This is a genomic window from Bradyrhizobium sp. WSM2793 (assembly GCF_000379585.1).
Taxonomy (GTDB): domain Bacteria; phylum Pseudomonadota; class Alphaproteobacteria; order Rhizobiales; family Xanthobacteraceae; genus Bradyrhizobium.
Genome location: NZ_KB902771.1, coordinates 205,478 through 226,665, shown reverse-complemented (window position 1 = coordinate 226,665; position 21,188 = coordinate 205,478). Strand labels below are relative to the sequence as shown.

General features: G+C 65.3%; 20 protein-coding genes and 1 pseudogene. 3 read left to right on the top strand and 18 right to left on the bottom strand.

The genetic code is table 11. The features are described 5' to 3' along the window. Positions 1-306: 306 nt before the first annotated feature. From A3AS_RS0107155 to A3AS_RS0107145, 3 genes are all read right to left on the bottom strand, one after another. The gene (locus A3AS_RS0107155; RefSeq protein WP_018316917.1) at positions 307-1,314 is read right to left on the bottom strand and encodes an Hsp33 family molecular chaperone; all 1,008 of its coding nucleotides are present in this window, start codon (positions 1,312-1,314) and stop codon (positions 307-309) included. Positions 1,315-1,581: 267 nt separating this feature from the next. Continuing rightward, positions 1,582-2,505, bottom strand: a complete 924-nt coding sequence (gene argF / locus A3AS_RS0107150) for an ornithine carbamoyltransferase (protein WP_018316916.1) — start codon at positions 2,503-2,505, stop codon at positions 1,582-1,584. After that, on the bottom strand, positions 2,505-3,713 hold the full coding sequence (locus A3AS_RS0107145; protein WP_026201751.1) for an aspartate aminotransferase family protein: 1,209 nt from the start codon (positions 3,711-3,713) through the stop codon (positions 2,505-2,507). Before A3AS_RS0107145 ends, argF begins: the two co-directional genes overlap by 1 nt. Positions 3,714-4,169: 456 nt before the next feature. Between A3AS_RS0107145 and A3AS_RS0107140 the strand changes: the two genes are divergently transcribed. Further along, positions 4,170-4,682 carry a GcrA family cell cycle regulator gene (locus A3AS_RS0107140; RefSeq protein ID WP_018316914.1) on the top strand — a complete coding sequence of 171 codons (513 nt, stop codon included), beginning with the start codon at positions 4,170-4,172 and terminating at the stop codon, positions 4,680-4,682. 232 nt (positions 4,683-4,914) lie between these two features. Here A3AS_RS0107140 and phoB read toward each other — a convergent pair whose 3' ends face one another. The 14 genes and pseudogenes from phoB to A3AS_RS0107070 form a co-directional block, all read right to left on the bottom strand. After that, positions 4,915-5,622: a phosphate regulon transcriptional regulator PhoB gene (gene phoB, locus A3AS_RS0107135; protein WP_018316913.1), complete on the bottom strand. Its 708-nt coding sequence runs from the start codon at positions 5,620-5,622 to the stop codon at positions 4,915-4,917. A gap of 23 nt (positions 5,623-5,645) precedes the next feature. Then, the gene (gene phoU, locus A3AS_RS0107130) at positions 5,646-6,362 is read right to left on the bottom strand and encodes a phosphate signaling complex protein PhoU (protein WP_018316912.1); all 717 of its coding nucleotides are present in this window, start codon (positions 6,360-6,362) and stop codon (positions 5,646-5,648) included. 11 nt (positions 6,363-6,373) lie between these two features. After that, positions 6,374-7,192 carry a phosphate ABC transporter ATP-binding protein PstB gene (pstB, locus tag A3AS_RS0107125; RefSeq protein ID WP_018316911.1) on the bottom strand — a complete coding sequence of 273 codons (819 nt, stop codon included), beginning with the start codon at positions 7,190-7,192 and terminating at the stop codon, positions 6,374-6,376. After that, the gene (gene pstA / locus A3AS_RS0107120) at positions 7,189-8,040 is read right to left on the bottom strand and encodes a phosphate ABC transporter permease PstA (RefSeq protein ID WP_018316910.1); all 852 of its coding nucleotides are present in this window, start codon (positions 8,038-8,040) and stop codon (positions 7,189-7,191) included. Before pstA ends, pstB begins: the two co-directional genes overlap by 4 nt. Before the next feature lie 4 nt (positions 8,041-8,044). Further along, on the bottom strand, positions 8,045-9,034 hold the full coding sequence (gene pstC / locus A3AS_RS0107115) for a phosphate ABC transporter permease subunit PstC (RefSeq protein WP_026201750.1): 990 nt from the start codon (positions 9,032-9,034) through the stop codon (positions 8,045-8,047). Between the two features lie 191 nt (positions 9,035-9,225). After that, positions 9,226-10,239 carry a phosphate ABC transporter substrate-binding protein PstS gene (pstS, locus tag A3AS_RS0107110; RefSeq protein ID WP_026201749.1) on the bottom strand — a complete coding sequence of 338 codons (1,014 nt, stop codon included), beginning with the start codon at positions 10,237-10,239 and terminating at the stop codon, positions 9,226-9,228. A gap of 150 nt (positions 10,240-10,389) precedes the next feature. Continuing rightward, entirely contained in the window at positions 10,390-11,682 is a 1,293-nt protein-coding gene (locus A3AS_RS0107105) for an ATP-binding protein (RefSeq protein WP_018316907.1), read from the bottom strand. A gap of 57 nt (positions 11,683-11,739) precedes the next feature. Next, positions 11,740-12,795, bottom strand: coding sequence for a lysylphosphatidylglycerol synthase domain-containing protein (locus tag A3AS_RS0107100; protein WP_018316906.1), 1,056 nt, complete (start codon positions 12,793-12,795; stop codon positions 11,740-11,742). Positions 12,796-13,224: 429 nt separating this feature from the next. Next, a complete protein-coding gene (locus A3AS_RS0107095) occupies positions 13,225-13,656 on the bottom strand; it encodes a GNAT family N-acetyltransferase (RefSeq protein ID WP_018316905.1) in 432 nt (143 codons plus the stop codon). 19 nt (positions 13,657-13,675) lie between these two features. Further along, complete coding sequence (locus A3AS_RS0107090) at positions 13,676-13,903, bottom strand: SelT/SelW/SelH family protein (protein WP_018316904.1); 228 nt, start codon at positions 13,901-13,903, stop codon at positions 13,676-13,678. 11 nt (positions 13,904-13,914) lie between these two features. Next, positions 13,915-14,819 (bottom strand): annotated as a pseudogene (locus tag A3AS_RS0107085) (haloalkane dehalogenase). Continuing rightward, the gene (locus A3AS_RS0107080) at positions 14,816-15,406 is read right to left on the bottom strand and encodes a TetR/AcrR family transcriptional regulator (RefSeq protein WP_018316903.1); all 591 of its coding nucleotides are present in this window, start codon (positions 15,404-15,406) and stop codon (positions 14,816-14,818) included. The pseudogene A3AS_RS0107085 and the gene A3AS_RS0107080 overlap by 4 nt, the downstream one beginning before the upstream one ends. A 99-nt stretch (positions 15,407-15,505) precedes the next feature. Then, a complete protein-coding gene (locus tag A3AS_RS0107075) occupies positions 15,506-15,802 on the bottom strand; it encodes a hypothetical protein (RefSeq protein ID WP_018316902.1) in 297 nt (98 codons plus the stop codon). Between the two features lie 2 nt (positions 15,803-15,804). Further along, entirely contained in the window at positions 15,805-17,199 is a 1,395-nt protein-coding gene (locus A3AS_RS0107070; protein ID WP_018316901.1) for an OmpA family protein, read from the bottom strand. Positions 17,200-17,363: 164 nt separating this feature from the next. Between A3AS_RS0107070 and A3AS_RS0107065 the strand changes: the two genes are divergently transcribed. Continuing rightward, positions 17,364-18,422, top strand: a complete 1,059-nt coding sequence (locus tag A3AS_RS0107065; RefSeq protein ID WP_018316900.1) for a polysaccharide deacetylase family protein — start codon at positions 17,364-17,366, stop codon at positions 18,420-18,422. A gap of 256 nt (positions 18,423-18,678) precedes the next feature. Then, a complete protein-coding gene (locus A3AS_RS0107060) occupies positions 18,679-19,488 on the top strand; it encodes an SDR family oxidoreductase (protein WP_018316899.1) in 810 nt (269 codons plus the stop codon). A gap of 171 nt (positions 19,489-19,659) precedes the next feature. Here A3AS_RS0107060 and boxB read toward each other — a convergent pair whose 3' ends face one another. Then, on the bottom strand, positions 19,660-21,111 hold the full coding sequence (boxB, locus tag A3AS_RS0107055) for a benzoyl-CoA 2,3-epoxidase subunit BoxB (protein WP_018316898.1): 1,452 nt from the start codon (positions 21,109-21,111) through the stop codon (positions 19,660-19,662). Positions 21,112-21,188 lie beyond the last annotated feature (77 nt).

Genomic DNA, 21,188 nt, shown 5'->3' with positions numbered 1-21,188 from the left:
CGGGCTCACAGGGACTACCCGCCCTGCCCGCACCTCTCGTGCCGACGCTGCCGCGTCCACCGCAAGCCCGGCTCGCGACAGTGACGACCACATAGTCGCCCCTCTTGGGTGAGCCGGGATGGGCAACACATACGCCGAAACCGAATTTCGGTAAAGTGGAATATTTTTAGCGAAGCGGATTGACAGAGCGCGACACAGGGCAGGCGCCGTAGGGTGGGCAAAGCGAAGCGTGCCCACGTCTTTCGCCGCCGTCGAGAGCTCGTGGGCACGGCGCAAGTGCGCCTTTGCCCACCCTACGAGAGCTCGCTACGCGCCTTCGACGCCCGCCTCGTCCGGCGTGAAATCATACACCGAGCTGCAGAACTCGCAGGTGACGACGACCTTGTCGTCCTTGACCATGGCGGCGCGGTCGTCGGGCGAGAAGCTCTTCAGCATCGCGGCGACCGCATCGCGCGAGCAGGAGCATTGCGCCTTGAGGACCATCGGATTGAACACGCGCACGCCGCGCTCGTGAAACAGGCGGAACAGCAGCCGCTCGCCGGAGAGCTCGGGATCAATCAGCTCGACGTCCTCGACGGTCTCGATCAGCGAACGCGCCTCGACCCAGGCATCGTCCTCCGCGACGCTGTGCACCTCGACGCCATCAGGGGCATCGCCGGGATGCAGATCAGCCTGCCGCGCGCGCTCCGCCGCCTTGGGCAGAAACTGCATCAGCATGCCGCCGGCGCGCCAGCGATGCTTGCCGCCGTCGTTGGAGCGCCACTCCTCGCCAACCGCGAGGCGCACGCGCGTCGGGATCTGCTCGGAGCGCAGGAAATATTCGTGGGCGGCGTCTTCGAGGCTGCCGCCGTCGAGCGCGACCAGACCCTGGTAGCGACTCATGTCGGGGCCCTGGTCGATGGTCATGGCGAGATGGCCGCGGCCGAGCAGCGTGCCGGAATCTTTGGTATCGCCGAGACGCGCGGCATCGAAGCGCGCATAGGCCCGCAGGCGATCCGGCGCCATGTAGTCTACGACCAGGAACGACACCGGGCCGTCGGTCTGGGCCTGCAGGATGAAGCGCCCCTCGAATTTCAGCGCCGAGCCGAGCAGCGTCGTCAGCACGATGGCCTCGCCGAGCAGCTTGCCGACCGGCGCGGGGTAATCGTGCTTGGTCAGGATCTCGTCGAGCGCCGGGCCAAGCCGCACCAGGCGCCCGCGCACGTCGAGCGCGTCGACCTCGTAGGGCAACACGGCGTCATCGATCGGAACCGCTGATGGCGCGCGAACCGGGCCTTCGGGGCCGGCTTTCATCTGAGGGGATTGGGAAACCATGGGTCGTTATCTGGGGTCGGTCGGTGGGAAATGGAAGGGGCGCGGGATGGTGGGTTCGGGGGCGATAAGGTTGCACAACGTTGCGGCAAATTCGATGTCGTCCCCGACAAGCGTAAGCGCAGCTCCGGGGCCCATAACCACAGGATGCGGTTTGGCGAAGACCGCTCGCCTCCGCCAGCCCGCCACAAGAGAGATTCCGCGGTATGGGTCCCTGCGTTCGCAGGGACGATAGTTGTGTGTGAGGCGGCCGTCGGGCTTGCAGCGCCGTTACTTCACCGCATCGAAGCACCAGGCCAGGATGCCCTTCTGCGCGTGCAGGCGGTTTTCGGCCTCGTCGAACACGACCGATTGCGGACCGTCGATCACGTCGTCGGTGACCTCCTCGCCGCGATGGGCGGGCAGGCAGTGCATGAACAGCGCATCGGGCTTGGCCAGCGACATCAGCTTGCCGTTGACCTGAAAGGGCTTGAGCACGTTGTGGCGGTGCTCGCCTTCCTTGTCGCCCATCGACACCCAGGTGTCGGTGACGACACAGTCGGCGCCGCGCACGGCGGCTTCCGGATCGGTGCCGAGCATGATCGGCGCGCCGGTCGCCTTGATGAAGTCGCGCATCACTTTTTTCGGCGCGAGCTCCGGCGGCGTTGCGACATTGAGCTGGAACTTGAAGCGCTCGGCGGCGTGAGCCCAGGACGCCAGCACGTTGTTGTCGTCGCCGGTCCAGGCCACCGTCTTGCCCTCGATCGGGCCGCGATGCTCCTCATAGGTCATGAGATCGGCCATCACCTGGCAGGGGTGCGAGCGCCGCGTCAGGCCGTTGATGACGGGCACCGTCGCGTTGGCCGCAAGCTCCAGCAGCGCGTCATGGTTGAGGATACGGATCATGATGGCGTCGACATAGCGCGACAGCACGCGCGCGGTGTCGGCGATGGTCTCACCGCGGCCGAGCTGCATCTCGGCACCGGTGAGCATGATGGGCTCGCCGCCGAGCTGACGCATCGCGACGTCGAACGACACGCGTGTCCGGGTCGACGGGCGCTCGAAGATCATCGCCAGCGTCTTGCCTTCGAGCGGCCGCACCGGCTGCTGCGCCTTCTGCTTCGCCTTCATGGCGGAGGACGCCGCGAGCATGGTCTTGAGCTCCGACAGCGGCAGCTCGTTGATATCGAGGAAGTGCTTCGGGGACTTGCTCATCAGCTTGCCGCCCGCTTGGTCTGGCTGGACGAGATCGCGGCGCAGGCGCGCTCTAACCGCCCGACGCTGTCCTCGATCTCGGCTTCGGTCACGATCAGCGGTGGCAGGAAACGCACGACATTGTCGCCGGCCCCGACCGTGAGCAGTTTCTCGTTGCGCAGCGCCGCGACGAGATCGCCGGAGGGCACCACGGCCTTGATGCCGATCAGAAGGCCCTCGCCGCGCACTTCGCTGACGACATCGCCATGACGGTCGATCACGGCGGCGAGCTTCTGCTTCAGCAGCAGCGACATCTTCTGCACGTGGTCGAAGAAGCCGGGCTGGAGCATGACGTCGAGCACCGCATTGGCCGCGGAGATCGCCAGCGGATTGCCGCCGAAGGTCGAGCCGTGCGAGCCGGGCCCCATGCCGGCTGCCGCATCCGCGGTCGCCAGCACTGCGCCGATCGGGAAGCCGCCGCCGAGCGCCTTTGCCAGCGACATCACGTCAGGCGTGACGCCGGTGCGCCGATAGGCGAACAGATCGCCGCTGCGGCCCATGCCGGTCTGCACCTCGTCGAAGGCGAGCAGCAGGCCCTTCTCGTCGCAAAGCTGGCGCAACGCCTTGAGGAAGGTCGGCGTTGCCGAGCGCACGCCGCCCTCGCCCTGGATCGGCTCGATCAGGATGCCGGCGGTGTGCGGGCCGATCGCCTTCTTGACGGCCTCGATATCGCCATGCGGCACCTGGTCGAAGCCTTCCATGGGCGAGCCGAAGCCTTCGAGATATTTTGCAGAGCCGGTCGCGGCCAGCGTTGCCAGCGTGCGGCCGTGGAAGGCGCCTTCGAAGGTGATGATGCGATAACGTTCCGGATGCCCCTTGGAGAAGTGATGATGGCGGACCAGCTTGATCACACCTTCCAGCGCTTCGGCGCCCGAATTGCAGAAGAACACGAAGTCGGCAAAGCTTTCGTTGCAAAGCCGGCTCGCGAGCTTCTCGCCGTCCGGGCTCTGGAACAGGTTCGACATGTGCCAGAGCTTCGTCGCCTGCTCCTGCAGCGCCTTGACCAGATGCGGGTGGCAATGGCCGAGCGCATTCACAGCTACGCCCGAGGTGAAATCGAGATAGCGATCGCCATTGGTCGCGATCAGCCAGCAGCCTTCGCCGCGCTCGAAGCCGAGGTCGGCTCTGGCGAAAACGGGGAGCAAATGCGGCGCTGCGCTGTTAGTCATGATGTCACTTGAATGTTGCGGACGGTGTGACGCGTGCATTGCGCAACGCACCATCGACCGGCCCGGAAAACGAAACGTGCCGCCTTTTAAGGGCGGCACGCGGGACTATCTTATGCTTGGCAAGACGGGTGTCAATGCCGCCCGGAAAGCCTCAGGAAACGCTGAATCCGTAGTCTTGCGGTGCCGATTTTGCGGGTTTTCACCACGGAACATGTGGAAGCGAGTCGGCGGACTCTTGCGCGGGAGTCACGCCATATTGTAGCGTTTGGATTGTCAGATACGACATCTCGTGCAGCGGTTCTGATCCCAAGAGTCCTCTTGTACCGGCGTAAACGTTCGGGCGTCAGTCACGCGCCCGGCGAGCCTTAAGGGATTCTGACGGCACGGGTTTTTGAAGGCTTAGGCAATCGCTGCGAGGCCCCAGGATGGCTGGCGCGTAGCGAGGGAAAGGGTGCAATGACGGTTTTGACCTGGTCCGACGATCGCGTCGAGCAGCTGAAAAAGCTCTGGGAGGCCGGACTTTCGGCCAGCCAGATCGCAGCTGAGCTCGGCAATGTGACCCGCAATGCCGTGATCGGCAAAGTGCACAGGCTGGGTCTGTCCGGCCGCGCCAAGAGCCCTTCATCGGCAGCGCCCCGGCCGCGCAAGGCGCGTCCCGCGCAGCACATGATGCGGGTGACCCGCCCCATCGCGCGCGGCAACACCGCGCTGGCGCAGGCCTTCGAGGTCGAGGTGGAGGCCGAACCCGTCACCTACGACAACGTGGTGCCGATGGGCCAGCGGCTGTCGCTGCTCGAGCTCAACGAGGCGACCTGCCACTGGCCGGTCGGCGATCCCTCGAGCCCGGATTTCTTCTTCTGCGGCGGCAAGGCACTGTCCGGCCTGCCCTACTGCGCCCAGCACTCGCGCGTGGCGTATCAGCCGGCGGCGGATCGCCGGCGCGCGCCGGCGAAGCCGGGTCCGCGCTGAGTTCGCGGAATTCTCTGATCGTCAAGACTGCAGCCGTCACACGATGACGGCTCCACCAACTCGGTGTCATCCCCGCGAACGCGGGGATCCATAACCACAAGGCGCAGTTGTCGCGCGAGATGGTCACTCCGGGTCTTCGCCAAACCACTGCCTGTGGTTATGGGTCCCTGCTTTCGCAGGGACGACGCCGGAGAATGCGGCGGCGGCCCGCCAAAGCCAACGCCAGCAAACCTTACGTCTGCTCCGCCTTCGCGAAGCGGTCGTCGAGCGCGTAGCCGGCGCCGCGGACGGTGCGGATCGGGTCCTGCTCGCGGCCGAGATTGAGCAGCTTGCGCAAGCGGCCGATATGGACGTCGACAGTGCGCTCATCGATGTAGATGTCGCGACCCCAGACGCTGTCGAGCAGCTGCTCGCGCGAGAACACGCGGCCGGGATGCTCCAGGAAGAACTCCAGCAGGCGATATTCGGTCGGGCCGAGATCGATCGGCCGGCCCGAGCGCGCCACGCGGCGCTTGTCGCGGTCGAGCTCGATGTCGCCATAGGCCAGCACTGTCGCGAGCCGCTCAGGACTGGCGCGCCGCAGCAGGCCCTTCACGCGCGCCAGAAGCTCCGGCACCGAGAACGGCTTGACGATGTAGTCGTCGGCGCCGGTCGCAAGCCCCCGCACCCGCTCGCTCTCCTCGCCGCGCGCGGTGAGCATGATGATCGGGAGCTGCTTGGTGTCGGGCCGGGTGCGCAGGCGGCGGCACAGCTCGATGCCCGACAGGCCCGGCAGCATCCAGTCGAGCACGATCAGGTCCGGGATGTGCTCCTTGAGGCGGGTGTCGGCGTCGTCGCCGCGCATGACCGTCTCGACGTCATAGCCGTCGCCTTCGAGGTTGTAGCGAAGCAGCTCGGTGAGAGCTTCCTCGTCCTCAACCACCATAATGCGTGCGCCCATCGGGTCGTCGCTCCTTCAAGTCTTCAGGTATTCGGGACCGTCGTGGCGAAGGTGGTCATGTCGCCCTTCGGCCGCTTGTCGGTGATCGCCTGGCCCTCGATCATGTAGAACACGGTCTCGGCGATGTTGGTGGCGTGGTCGCCGATCCGCTCGATGTTCTTGGCGCAGAACATCAGATGGATGCAGAACGAGATGTTGCGCGGATCCTCCATCATGTAGGTGAGGAGCTCGCGGAACAGCGAGGTGCAGATCGCGTCGACCTCCTCGTCGCCCTTCCACACCGCCATCGCCGCCGGCAGGTCATGCGCGGCATAGGCATCCAGCACCGACTTGACCTGCTGCTGCACGAGGTCGGTCATGTGCTCCAGGCCGCGGAACAGCTTCAGCGGATGGAAGTCGGTCTCCAGCGCGGCGACGCGCTTGCCCATGTTCTTGGCGAGGTCGCCGATGCGCTCGAGGTCGGTCGCAACGCGCATGGCGCCGACGATCTCGCGCAGATCCACCGCCATCGGCTGCCGGCGGGCGATGGTGAGCACCGCGCGTTCCTCGATGCGCTTCTGCAGCGCGTCGAGCTCGGCGTCGATGGTGACGACGCGCTGGCCGAGCGCGACGTCGCGGCGGATCAGCGCGTCGACGGAATCGACGATCATGCGCTCGGCGATGCCGCCCATCTCGGCGACCAGGCGGGTGAGCTCCTGGAGGTCGGTGTCGAAAGCCTTTGCGGTATGTTCAGTACCCATGTCGCGTCTCCTCAGCCGAACCGGCCGGTGATGTAATCCTGCGTGCGCCGGTCGCTCGGCGACGTGAAGATCTTGCTGGTGTCGTCGAACTCGATCAGCTCGCCGAGATACATGAAGGCGGTCTTGTCGGAGACGCGCGCCGCCTGCTGCATGTTGTGGGTGACGATCGCGATCGTGTAGTTCTCGGACAGTTCCTGGATCAGCTCCTCGACCTTGGCGGTCGAGATCGGATCGAGCGCCGAGCAGGGCTCGTCGAACAAAATCACTTCAGGACGCACCGCGACGGTGCGGGCGATGCACAGGCGCTGCTGCTGGCCGCCGGAGAGCGACAGGCCGGAGGCGTTGAGCTTGTCCTTGACCTCGTTCCACAGCGCGCCGCCGCGCAGTGCCTTCTCGACGCGGTCGTCCATCTCGGACTTCGAGATCTTCTCGTAGAGGCGGATGCCGAAGGCGATGTTCTCGTAGATCGTCATCGGGAACGGCGTCGGCTTCTGGAACACCATGCCGACCCGGGCGCGCAGCAGATTGAGGTCGAGCCTGGGGTCGAGGACGTTGGTCTGGTCCAGCATGAGCTGGCCGGTGGCGCGCTGGCCCGGATAGAGGTCGTACATCCGGTTGAAGATGCGCAGCAGGGTCGACTTGCCGCAGCCCGACGGGCCGATGAACGCCGTGACGCGGTTGGCGCCCAGCGTCAGGTTGATGTTCTTCAGCGCGTGGTGCTCGCCGTAATAGAAATTGAGATTGCGCACCGTCACCTTGGCCGGGGCTTCCGGCAGCGGCTGCGAGGCCAGATGAGCGTTGGAACTCATGGATACGGACAGGTCGGTCATTTTGCAGTCCTCTCGGCGCCGAGGATGCGCGCGCCAATGTTCAGGGCAAGCACGGTGAGCGTGATCAGCAGCGCGCCGCTCCAGGCGAGCTGCTTCCAATAGGCATAGGGGCTCTGGACGAAGTTGTTGATGGTAACCGGCAGGTTGGCCATCGTCTTGTTCAGGCCGAGGCTGAAGAACTGGTTCGACAGCGCGGTGAAGAGCAGCGGCGCGGTCTCGCCGGCGACGCGGGCGGTGGCGAGCAGCACGCCGGTGATGAGGCCCGACCGGGCCGCACGATAGGCGATACGCTTGATCACCAGCGAGCGCGGCAGGCCGAGCGCCGAGGCCGCCTCGCGCAGGGGATTCGGCACCAGCAGCAGCATGTCCTCGGTGGTGCGCAGCACGACCGGGATCACGATGACGGCGAGCGCGAGCGCGCCCGCGATCGCGGAGAAGCCACGCATCGGCACCACCACCGCGCCATAGATGAACAGGCCGATGATGATCGAGGGCGCCGAGAGCAGGATGTCGTTGATGAAGCGGATCACCGAGGTCAGCTTGTCGTTGCGGCCGTATTCGGCAAGGTAGGTGCCGGCGAACAGGCCGAGCGGCGCGCCGATGCCGACGCCGATCAACGTCATGATGATCGAACCGACGATCGCGTTGCGCAGGCCGCCTTCGGTCGAACCGGGCGGCGGCGTATCCGCGACGAAGATCTGAAGATTGAGGCCGGCCAGGCCGTTGAAGAGCAGCGTGACCAGGATCAGCGCGAGCCAGGTGACGCCGAAGGCGGCCGCGGCGAAGCAGAGCCCGCGGATGACGATATCCTTGCGGCGACGACGCGAATAGATCGGATTGAGCGCCATGACGTTACTTCCCCGCCTTCTTGTCCAGCCGCATCAGCATCAGCCGCGCTGCGGCCAGCACGAAGAACGTCAGCACGAACAGCAAGAGGCCGAGCAGGATCAGGCCGGACTGGTGCAGGCCGTCGCTCTCGGCGAACTCGGATGCGATCGCCGCCGAGATCGTGGTGCCCGGCGCGAAGATCGATGAGGAGATGCGGAACGAATTGCCGATGATGAAGGTCACCGCCATTGTCTCGCCGAGCGCGCGGCCCAGCGCCAGCATGACGCCCCCGATGATGCCGACGCGGGTGTAGGGGATCACCACGCTGCGGACGACTTCCCAGGTGGTGCAGCCGACGCCGTAGGCGGCCTCCTTCAGCACCGGCGGCACCGTCTTGAACACGTCGACCGAGATCGAGGTGATGAAGGGCAGCACCATGATGGCGAGGATCAGCGCGGCGTTGAACGTGCTGAGATAGGACGGCGGACCTGCGAAGATCGCGCCCAGCACGGGCACGCCGTCGAAGATCCTGATCATGAAGGGCTGGAAGGTATTGGCCAGGAACGGGCCCAGCACGAAGAAGCCCCACATGCCGTAGATGATCGAGGGAATGCCGGCGAGCAGCTCGATCGCCATGCCGATCGGGCGGCGCAGCCATTGCGGGCAGAGCTCGGTGAGGAAGATCGCAATGCCGAGACCGACGGGAATGGCGATCAGCATCGCGATGAAGGAGGTGACGAGCGTGCCGTACATCGGCCCGAGCGCGCCGAGCACGGGCGGATCGGCCGATGGCGCCCAGCGCTGTGTCCACAGGAAGGAGAAGCCATATTCCTTCATCGCCGGGAACGCGCCGACGATCAGCGAGACGATGATGCCACCGAGAATGAGGAGCACCGAGATCGCGGACAGCCGCGTGATCCAGTAGAAGGTGACGTCGCCGAGCTTGAACGCGCTCAAGGCCTTGGCGCGGTCATACGGTCCGGCGTCGTCGATTACATCGCTCTGAACGGCCATTTCTGCCACGCCGATCCCCTGTGCCCGATAATATACGCTTGTTGTCAGTCTTTTTGTCGGTCTCGCGCTCCGGACACGGCATGACCGATCCGGAGCGGAAGTCTTGCGGGTCCCGGCTCTCGCGGAGCGGCACGCTGGACGATGCTTCATATCGCCAGGGCCGCACCGCGTCCGGGACGCGAGAGCCTTACTTAGCTCTTGATCTCGGCAGCCCAGGTCTTCTCGATCAGGGTCACGACGCCTTCGGGCATCGGGATGTAGTCGAGTTCTTCAGCCGCCTTGCCGCCGCTCTTGAAGGCCCAGCGGAAGAACTTGATGGCTTCCTGCGAGGCCGCCTTGTCGGTGGCGTCCTTGTGCATGAGGATGAAGGTCGCCGCCGTGATCGGCCAGGACTTCTCGCCGGGCTGGTCGGTCAGGATGACGTAGTAGCCGGGCGCCTTGGCCCAGTCGGCGTTGGAGGCGGCCGCCTGGAAGGCTTCGACGGTCGGCTGCACCGGCTTGCCGGCCTTGTTGACGAGACCGGTGTAGGTCAGCTTGTTCTGCTTGGCATAGGCGTACTCGACATAGCCGATCGAGTTCTTGGTCTGGCTGATGTTGCCCGACACGCCTTCATTGCCCTTGGCGCCGACGCCGACCGGCCACTCGACCGCGGTGCCCTCACCGACCTTGCTCTTCCAGTCCGCGCTGGCCTTGGAGAGGTAGTTGGTGAAGTTGAAGGTGGTGCCCGAACCGTCCGAGCGGCGCACCACGGTGATGGCGTCCGAGGGCAGCTTCACCTTCGGATTGAGCTTCTTGATCGCGGCGTCGTCCCACTTGGTGATCTTGCCGAGATAGATGCTGGCGAGCGTCTCGCCGTCGAACACCATCTCGCCGGGCTTCACGCCCTCGAGGTTGACGACGGGGACGATGGCGCCCATCACCATCGGCCACTGGACGAGGCCGTCCTTCTCGAGCTGCTCGGCCTTGAGCGGCGCGTCGCTGGCGCCGAAGGTCACGGTCTTGGCCTGGATCTGCTTGATGCCGCCGCCGGAGCCGATCGACTGGTAGTTCAGACCGTTGCCGGTCTCCTTCTTGTAGGCGTCAGCCCATTTGGAATAGATCGGGAACGGGAAGGTGGCACCGGCACCCGTGATGTCGGCAGCGAAGGCCACCGTCGTCGATGCGGCGAGCAAGCCGGCAGCGACCATGGTTTTGATGAAATTCATGCTGGTCTCCATACAGGGGAGCGAAGCGCCAACCGCGCCCGATCGCGCTCCCCGCGCCGCCCCTTTAGGAGCGGTCGGCTGTGCTTTTACGAAGGTTTCGTGACAGTCGGATGACACACTCAAGCGATTGAAATCGCTTGTGTTTCAGGCTTAAACTAAAGTCTTAGCCTGGGGGAAACAGGCGGTGAAAGTGGCACCCTGACGGGGCACGCTTTCGATCAAAAGCCGGCCGCGATGGCGGTTAAGAATATGTTTCACCAGCGATAATCCGAGCCCGGTGCCGCCCTGCGAGCGACTGTCGCCGACGTCGACCCGATAGAACCGCTCGGTCAGCCGCGGCAGGTGCTCGGGCGCGATGCCGGGGCCGAAATCGCGGACCATGATCCGGATTTCCTGAGTTCCATCAGTGGCTGCGGCTGAGGTCAGCGACACGATGACGCGTCCGCCGGAGGCACCGTATTTGAGCGCGTTCTCGATCAAATTCTCGAACAGGCGGAGCAGCTCCTCGCGGTCGCCCGCGATCATCACCGGTCCCTCGGGCAGATGGATCTCGACCTCGACCTGGCGCTCGCGCGCCAGCGGCTCGAGCCCGTCGGCGACCTGGCGGATGATCGGCAGCAAATCGACCAGGGTGTCGGGCCGGACGTGGGCCGACAGCTCGACCCGCGACAGCGACAACAGATCGTCGATCAGGCGCGCCATGCGGGTGGCCTGGTTGTGCATGATGCCGAGGAAGCGCTCGCGCGCCTTGGGATCGTCCTTGGCCTGGCCCTGCAGCGTGTCGATGAAGCCCGACAGCGCGGCCAGCGGCGTGCGCAGCTCGTGGCTGGCATTGGCGACGAAGTCGGCGCGCATCTCCTCGACCCGGCGCAGCGGCGTCTGGTCGTGGAAGGTCATCAGCATGCATTTGTCGGCGCCGCCGAAGCTGGTCGGCACCGGCACCGGCGTGATCATGAGCTCCAGCCAGCGGTCGACCGGGACGTGGTCGAGATAGGTGGCGCGCCGCGGCTCGGTGGTCGCGATCGCCTCGCGCAGCGCGGTGATGATCTCCGGCGAGCGCAGCGCGAACTGGGCCAGCTCGTTCCGGCGCAGCGCCGGCGCGAGCTGGGCGGCGGCGGCATTGAGATGGATGACGCGGCCGGCGCGGTCGAGCAGCACCGCCGGATCCGGCATGCCGGCGACGACGGCGGCCACCGCCGCGCTCTCGACCGGGTTGATGCGCCTGACGTCGTCGCGCGAGGCGGCTGGATCGTGCAGCCGCCACGGGATCAGCGCGGCCGCCGCGATACAGAGGAACACGATCGCGGCGTGCAGCGCCGACAAGTCGCCGAGCGAGACGACGACGGACAGCGCCAGCGCCGCGGCGATCAGGATCACGGTCGAATGCCGCAGCCGGTCGGACCAGGGCTGCGCGGAGGGAGAAGATGGGGCGTCGATCGCCATCGGGGCGGACTTCTCCTGGGGCTTGTCTGAAGGCCTGTCAAATAAGGCTTGGCGCCGTCAGGCACCGCTGTCGCTGCGCTCTCTCACATAAGCGGCTTCACGCGCGGGGCCGGGGTCGAGCTTGAGCGCCGCCTGCTGCAAGCGCTTCGATCGTGCGCCGATGATAACTTCGCGAAACGTCAGCAAGATTACAGATATGACGAAGGGCGACAGATAATAGAGGACGCGGAACAGCAGCATGCCGCCCAGAAGTTCCTCGCGATCCATCTGCCAGAGACCGACCAGCATGGCGGCGTCGAACACCCCGAGCCCGCCGGGCGAGTGGCTGGCGAAGCCGAGCAGGGTGGCCGAGACAAAGATCACCGCGACCACCACGAAGCCGAGATTGGGCTCGTCCGGGACCAGCACGTACATCGCGAGCGCGCAGAAGCCGAGATCGACGATGCCGATCGCGATCTGGAGCAGCGTCAGCGGGCCGCCCGGCAGCACCACGGTCCAGGGCCCGCGGCCGACCACGCGCGGCTGGGTCCAGACCCAGACCACGTAGCCGACCAGCCCGACGATGATCATCAGCGCCAGCGTCCGGTTCAGCCATGGCGGCAGCTGGTCGATCGAGGCGGCGGCCTCCGGATGATAGGAGATGCCGAGGCCGAGCACGGCGGCATTGCCGAGCCAGAAGGTCAGGCCGGCGAGGAAGCAGATCTTCGCGACGTCGATCGCGTTCAGCCCGTAGGCCGAATAGATGCGATAGCGCACCGCGCCGCCGGTGAAGACGGATGCGCCGACATTGTGGCCGATCGAATAGCTGGTGAAGGCCGCGAGCGCGTTGATGCGATAGGGCACATGGGCATGGCCAATCGCGCGCACGGCGAACAGGTCGTAGAAGGTCAGGGTGAAATAGCCCGCGGTGACGAACAGCGCCGCCATCGCGATCTGGGTCGGCTCGGTGCTCTTGATCGCTTCGAGGACTTCGTTGAAATCGATGCCTCGCAACATGTGGTAGAGCACATAGCAAGCGATGCCGATGACCGCGACGCTGATCACAACGCCAAGCTTATGCAGGACTTGCTTCTGGCGCAGAAACGACGTCGCCCTGCGTATGGCTTCCAGCATCTAGACCTCGAACAACGCTTCAGCGGCCAGGGTGGCCGGCGAACAGGCGGACGACGCACTGGCACTCAACGAACCCTCGCCGCCGGCTCCGGTATCGCGCATGCCCCCTGCCCCTCCACTAGCGCGTTTTGGGACGAAGTGGAATTCGCCAATTCGAACAAAAACACGTGCATTCAATATTTTAGGCAGGGTTGCGGGCTCCTGATGCACGGTTTGGCGCCTTCGGCGGCAGGACTTGAGGCGAATCTCCATGGCGATCCTGCGCAGGTGCCATGAAGTTTTGATGATTTCGGCCGCACAATGTTCCTTCACGCCTTAAGCCGACGTCAATCTATGGACCGCGCCCGCCTGTTGAAAGAGGGGGCAATCCCGGCGTCCGTCCGACGGGTTGTCCGATGCGCCGGAAGGTCGCGGGCCCCGGGCGCAGCCTCAAGGCGCGGTCAAATAGCCGCGGCCATGGGCTGCGGCCTGATCCTCGAAGATCGCCATGGCCGTGGTCATCCGCCTGAAACCCAGGCGTTCATAAAACCCTTCCTTGCCCGGGACGGCGTAGAGGATGATCTTGCGATGGCCGCGGCAACGCACAAGCAAACGCTCGATAATGTCGCGGCCGAGACCTCGCCCCTGGCGGTCCGGGTGCACGGCGATATCACAGAGATAGGCGCAGTCGCGGCCGTCAGCCAGGACGCGTCCCGCAGCCACGATGCGACCATCCTCATTGGCGAAGGCGCGAAACATGCTGTTGCCGAACACCAGCGCGAGATCGGCCGGCGCCTTGTTGCCGAGCGGCGCGATGCGATAGAGCTCGGATAGCTCATCCCAGTCGATCCCGGCGAGATCGTCGGCCCAGACAATCGACATCGCAAAGGCCCTCCCCGGCTCAGTGCCGCGCGGCGGTGACGGCAGCGACGATTTCGTCGCCGTCCGGAAAATGTCCTTTGCTGCGGCTGGCGACGATCCGATCGCCGAGCTTGACCTGGAAAACGCCGCCCTTGCCGGGGACGAGATCCGCTTCCAGCCCTAACTGCCGGCGCAAAGCCGCGGCCGCCTCCTTGGCACGCTTCTCGTATCCGCACGGCCGGCAATAGATGATGGTTACCTCGGACATCTCGTCCTCCTTCAGGCCGCAAGCTGGGGACGCACCGCTTCAATGCCGGCGATCCAGCCGGCAACGGAACGGCCGATCGCGTCGGGGTGATCCTCCTGGAGGTAATGCCTGCCAGGCCCGAGGCGGACGAGCGCGCAGTGCTGCAGCGAGGCCGCGAAGGTCTCGGCAAATTCGGGAGCGACGACGGCCCCCGGCTCCCCTGCGAACAGCAGCTTCGGATATGCAGACGCCTTGAGCGACGCATGAGCCGATTGCAGCGCTTCATAGACATCGGCGGGTTCGCCGGCGATCGGCAATTCCCGAGGGAATGCAAGAACGGGACGGCGGCTGTCCGGCGTCGGAAAGGGCGCGCGATACGGCTCCATCTCGTCTTCGCTCAGGGTGCGCATGATGCCGCCGGGCAGCACGCGTTCGACGAAGGCGTTCGCCTCCAGGATCATGGCCTCTCCCTCGCCTTGCGTCCTGAATTTGCGGAAAGCCTGGCGCGCGGGTTCGGCCTGGTGGAAATCCTGCCAGGTCGGCATCGGCCGGATGAACTCATGAAGGCGAGCCCGCGCACGAAGGCCGGCCGGCGCGCCGCGAGATGAAATGCGAGCGCCGTGCCCCAATCCTGCGCAACGAGATAGGCCGAGGTGAGGCCGAGCTCGTCGATCAACGCGTCGAGATAGCGGACATGGTCGAAGAAGCGGTAGGCGATGTCGGGCTTGCCGGACCGGCCGAAACCGATGAGATCGGGCGCGATGCAACGCGCCACAGGCGCCACCAGCGGCAGGATGTTCCGCCAGATGTGCGACGACGTCGGATTGCCGTGAAGGAAGAGCGCGACCGGCGCATCCTGCGCGCCCGTGTCGCGATAGGCCATCGTGCTTCCCAGCACGGAGGCGCTGCGGATCTGGATCTCGGAATGCTGGCTCATGTCGGCTCCTTGAAGACGGTCTTGAATGCGATGGTCTTGAAGCGCTCGAGCGCCTTGGGCGTGCGGTCGACCTTCATGCGCAGGATCGCGCCCTGCCAGGACGCGAGCAGGAAATCGGCAAGCTCCTCGGGCTCGAATTCGGAATCGATCTCGCCGCTTCTCTGCGCCTCGCTGATGCAGGCGGCGAAGGGCATGCGCCATTCGGCGAAAATTTCGGCAAGGCGGGTGCGCAGCATCTCGCTGCTGCCGGCCGCCTCCAGGCTGAGATCGCCGATCAGGCAGCCGCGTCCGTAGCCGTCGGCTTCGAGCCGGCCGGTGATGATGTCGAGATAGCGTTTGAGCCGCGCCCGCGGGGTCAGCGAGGCGTCTTCAAGGGCCTCCGCGACCAATCCCTTCGTGATCTCGAAATAGCGATCGAGCACCTCCGAGGCGAACGCTTCCTTGGAGCGGAAATGATTGGTGAAGGACCCCTGCGGGGCGCCTGCCGCAGTGGTGACATCGCGCACACTGGTGCCGTGATAGCCGGTCCGGAACATGACCTTGAGACCGGCGTCGAGGATGGCGTCTTTGAGCGAGGGCTTGGGCATGGAGGAATAATACGCACGTACGTATTGTTGTCAAGCGGAGCGTTTGACGTCTCTCTCAACGACGTATCCAAACAGAAAAAGGGGGTTGGCGGCGGAGCTTCAGCCGGTCCGCATGCTGCGCGAGACCACGCGGTCGCGCAGCCAGGCGCCGATGGTGCAGCCGACCAGATAGCAGGCGAACATGATCAGGCCGAGGTCGAGCCAGTAGCCGAAGCGGCCGGGGACGATGTGTGCGAACGAGGCCGCGACCAGGGCGGCGGCAAGCGCGGCGAGCCAGCGCGCCGTCACCTTCGAGGTGCCGTTGCCGCGCTGGACCACCGAGATCCAGCCCATGCAAAAGCCCAGCAGCAGCGAGCCGATCAGCCAGCCCAGATGGAACGAGACGAGATAGGGCATCGTCACCTCACCAGGAATTCGATACGGCGGTTCTGCGCCTTGCCTTCGTCGGTGTCGTTGCCGGCGAGCGGCTGCGTGCTGCCATGGCCGACCGCGGTGAAGCGGCTGGCGGGCAGGCCGGCCTTGACCAGATAGTCGATCACCGCCTGCGCGCGCTTCTCCGAGAGAGCGCGGTTGAAGCCGTCCTCGCCATCGGCATCGGTATGCCCGGCGACCTCGACATTGGTGGTGGGGCAGCGCAGCGCCGTCTCGATCAGATGGTCGAGAATGGCGGCGGAATCCGGATCGATGTCGGCGCGCTTGGCTGCGAAGCGGATCTTGCCTTTGGCCAGAAGGTCCGTGAACAATTGCTGGCACACGGTGCCATCGACCGGGCCTGCCGCGGGCTTTACGGTGATCTCCGGCTTGTACTGCCAGTTTTTCGGGAAGTCCTTGCCGAGGCCTGCGCGGATGTCGTTGGCCGCGCCCTCGTAGAGCGCATCGCCCGACAGCTTCACCTCGCGGTCGGAGACGACGAGCGTGCCGGTCGACAGCCGCGACAGCGCGCCGAGGGCGGCGATCACGGCGGTGTTGAAGGAGCCGGGCGCGCCGATGCTGGCCTTGAGATTGTCGACGACCTTCTCGGTGAAGAATTTTCGCGCGGCGCTGGTGGCGATCGCGGCGTGGATGGTGTTGTCGGGAACGTAGCCGGTCAGCGTCACGGTCGCGGCGACCGGATCCTTGTAGGCCTGGAAGATATAGGGCGGCGCCTTGACGTCGTTGGCGGCGATCGAAAAGCCCTCGGGCAGGTTCTTCAAAGCTGCCACGATCGCCTCGCGGCCACCGAGATCGCGCGCCATGCCCGACAGATTGACCTTGGTGTCCGTGATCGTGATCTTGCCGTCCTTCAGCTTGCCGATCTGGTCCAGCAACAGCGTCGCTGCGGCCTCGAACCGCGGCGGCGCACCGCGCGCCAGCCCCATCTGGTCGGCCACCTCGACGCCGCCGACCTCCTTGCGGGCCGCCTCGGTCAGCCGGCCCTTCATCGACGGCAAGGGCGCGGAGCCTGACAGCGTCACCCGCACCACGTCGCGCTCGGCGTTCCAGACGAAGGGTTTGGCCTCGGGAACAAGGCGGGTCCGGTCGTCGACCAGGCGGACGCCGGGGACGGTCTCGACCGCCATCACGGCATCCCGCCGCCCCTCCTCGGAGAAGGCGTCCGCGGCCAGGCTGACATCGCGGCCGTCGACCGCGATCCGGGTCTTATCCAGGACGGTGTCCTTCAGCGCAGCCGAGCTGCGCGCCGACAGGTCGGCTTCGACCGGTAAGGTATTATTCCAAGCCGCAAATCCCCACATGACGGCCAAGGGGATCAGCCCGGGCCACCATTTGCTGGCCCACCTAAAAAGCTTCTTCATTCGACGACCCGAACTCTGGAACCGGAGACAAAACAAACCCTTGGCAGGCTGTCAAACCGGAAATGTTGCCCTTGCGAAGGCCTTAGCCGGACAATCGGAATAACTTTTTCTTCAAGGGTTCTTCCGTAAGTTGAAAGCGGAATGCCAGAGTCCGCCAGCGGGTCATGAAACAACTGCGTAACAACGTCATCCGCGCCGGGCTGGGAGCACTCTATTTCAGCGGGGCGCACCACCTGCTGCGCCCGCTTTTGTCGGGCGTCGGCGCCATTTTCATGCTGCACCACGTGCGACCGGCCCGCGAGTCCGTGTTCCAGCCGAACCGGCATCTCGAAGTCACCCCCGAATTCCTGCGCGCCACGCTGTGCCATCTGCGCTCGCGCGACATCGACATTGTCAGCATGGACGAGCTGCATGAGCGGCTGGTGCAGGGCCGGTTCGACCGCCGCTTCGCTGCCTTCACCTTCGATGACGGTTATCGCGATAATCTGGACTATGCGCTGCCCGTGCTGCGCGAATTTGACGCGCCTCTGGCGGTCTATGTCGCGAGCGATTTTGCCGAGGGCACTGGACGGCTGTGGTGGGTGGCGCTGGAGGCCGTGATCGCCAAGGCCGAGCAGGTCGATGTCAGAATAGGCAATTCCGCACTGCGGCTCGATGCGACGACACCCGCCGCCAAGCAGGCAACATTCGACCGCCTGCACGACTGGCTGCGCGCGCTGCCGGGCGAGCACGATCTGGCGCGAGAGATCGAGGCGCTCTGCACGACATACGACGTCGACATGGCAGCGCTGTGCCGCAGCCTCTGCCTGTCCTGGGCCGAGGTGAAGAGCTTTGCCGCCGACCCGCTGGTCACGATCGGCGCGCATAGCGTCAGCCATTGCAATCTCGCCAAGGTGGCCGAAGACGTCGCCGCGCAGGAGATCGCCACGAGCCGCGCGCGGATCGAGCAGGCGCTGCAGCGCCCGGTGCTGCATCTCGCCTATCCCTATGGCGACCGCGAGGCCGCGGGGATGCGCGAATTCGGCCTTGCTGCAACCGCGGGCTTCAAGACCGCGGTGACGACGCGGCCCGGCATGCTGTTCGCCGACAATGCCGCCCACATGACGGCACTGCCGCGCGTCTCGCTCAACGGCAATTACCAGGACGCAAGAATCCTCCCCGTTCTGACCTCGGGCGCCGCGACCGCGATGTGGAACGGCTTCCGCCGGATCGCGGCGGCGTAGCTGCTGCTCCAATCTCCGCCGTCGTCCCTGCGAAAGCAGGGACCCATACCGCGTGATCTATCGATTGCGATCGGTAGACCTACCGAACGACCAGCCTTCGCCAAACTACTCCTTGTGGGTATGGGTCCCCGCGTTCGCGGGGACGACACCGCCTTGGATGGAGCGCTCTCGCGCCACACTCCTATCGCATCCAGCGCCTTTCTTGACTCCCCACCCCTCCCCGCCCAAAACATCGCCAACCAAGGGAGGAGGCACCATGTTCAACGATCTGTTCTCGCTCAAAGGCCGCGTCGCACTGGTGACCGGCGGCTCGCGCGGCATCGGCAAAATGATCGCGGCAGGATTTCTCAGCGCCGGCGCCGCGAAGGTCTACATCACCGCGCGCAAGGCGGGACCGTGCGAGGAGACCGCCAAGGCGCTCACCGCGCAATATGACGGCGAGTGCATCGCGCTGCCGATCGACATCTCGACGCTCGCCGGCGCCGAGCTGCTGGCAACCGAGTTCAAGAAGCGCGAGCCGAAGCTCGACATCCTCGTCAACAATGCCGGTGCCGCCTGGGGCGCGGAGTTCGACGAATTCCCGGAGAGCGGCTGGGACAAGGTGATGAACCTCAACGTCAAGGCGCCGTTCTTCCTGACCAAGGCGCTGGCCGGCCCGCTGCGCGCAGCCGCAAGCGCGGAGCGGCCGGCGAAGGTGATCAACATCGCCTCGATCGACGGCATCTTCGTCAACCCGATGGAGACCTATTCCTACGCCGCGAGCAAGGCCGGGCTGATCCATCTGACCCGGCGCATGGCGGTGAAGCTGATCTCCGACCACGTCGTGGTCACGGCGATTGCGCCGGGCCCGTTCCAGTCCGACATGAACCGCGCCGCGCGCGACCATGGCGACGAAGTCGCAACGCGCGTGCCTGCGGGGCGCATCGGCACCGACGAGGACATGGCGGGCGCCGCAATCTATCTCGCCTCGCGCGCGGGCGATTACGTGGTGGGCGCGACCATCGCGGTGGACGGCGGCATCGTCTATGCCAACCCGGGGATCAAGGGGAGCGGGTGGGATAGCTGAGGGGGCGAATGGTACTTCGCCCTCACCTCACCCTCCGCGGTCATGCCCCGGCTTGACCGGGGCATCCAGTACGCCGCGGCCTCTCGATTTATCTCTGACGCCTCTGGAATACTGGATCACCCGCTTTCGCGGGTGATGACACCATTTGTGTTGCGCCGGCGGCCCTGACGCCTACGACTCGATCTTCACGTACTCGAAATCGCCGGGCTTGTTGTCGATGCCGACCTTCGGCGGCGAAATCCAGGAGGCGAACTTGCCGCTCTCCGTGACGGGCTGCATCAGGGAGGTGATGAAGTCGCCGTCGGCGGTCGAGGGCAGCCATTCGTCCTTGCGCTTCGCCCAGGTGGCATCGTCGATCAGGAGGCCGTCGGGCGTCGCATGCACGTCCTTGAACTCGCCGATGTGGCGGTGGAAGGCGACGTTGGGCAGGGTCAGCTTGAAGTCGTAGCCCGCGGTCGAGATCACCTTGTTCCAGCGCAGCATGCCCTTGACGCAATCCTGGCTGTAATCGTCGCGCAGGCGCATGTTGAGCGCGGTCAGCGCCGGCTCGTCGACCAGCTTGATCTCGCCGTTGATGAACTTCAGCACCGGATAGGTGGCGTTCTTGAGCTGGTGATCGTCCTCGATCTGGGTCTCGTGATAGCGGCCCTTGATGCCGGCATTGAAGGCGTTGGCTGCGTTGGTCGAGACCTCCGAGCCAAACAGATCGAGCGACAGCGTGTAGTGCAGGTTCAGCTTCTTCTGGATGGTCGGCAAGTCGATCACGCCGAGCGCGCGGACTTTTGCGATATCGGTCGGATCGGTGATGCCGGCCTCGCGCATCGCATCGCAGGTGCGCTGCACGACGCGGGTGATGCCGGTCTCGCCGACGAACATGTGGTGCGCTTCTTCCGTGAGCATGAAGCGGCAGGTGCGCGACAGCGGATCGAAGCCGGACTGCGCGAGCGAGTGCAGCTGCATCTTGCCGTCACGGTCGGTGAAATAGGTGAACATGAAGAAGGACAGCCAGTCCGGCGTCGCCTCGTTGAAGGCGCCGAGCATGCGCGGCGCATCGGCATCGCCGGAGCGGCGGCGCAGCAAATCATCTGCTTCCTCACGGCCGTCGCGGCCAAAATATTTCTGCAGCAGATAGACCATCGCCCAGAGGTGGCGGCCTTCCTCGACATTGACCTGGAACAGGTTGCGCATGTCGTAGAGCGAGGGCGCGGTCTTGCCGAGATGGCGCTGCTGCTCGACGGAAGCAGGTTCAGTGTCGCCCTGGATCACGATCAGGCGGCGCAGCATGGCGCGATGCTCGCCCGGGACTTCCTGCCAGGCCGGCTCGCCATAATGCTCGCCGAACGGCACGACGCGGTTCTCTTCCTGCGGCGCAAGCAGAATGCCCCAGCGATAGTCGGGCATGCGGACGTAGTCGAACTTGGCCCAGCCGCGCGGATCGACCGAATAGGCGGTGCGCAGATACACCAGCGATTCCTGGAAGCCTTCCGGCCCCATGTCGCTCCACCAATCCATGTAGCCGGGATGCCAGCCCTCGAGCGCTTTGAGCACCTGGCGGTCTTCGGCGAGATTGACGTTGTTGGGAATCTTGGTCGAGTAGTCGACGTTCATGATGTTCATGTTCATGTGGACCTCCCGTGGGGGACTAGCTCGTTAAAGGGGCGAATGGCGAATGGCGAGTAGCGAATGGAAACTCCTATTCG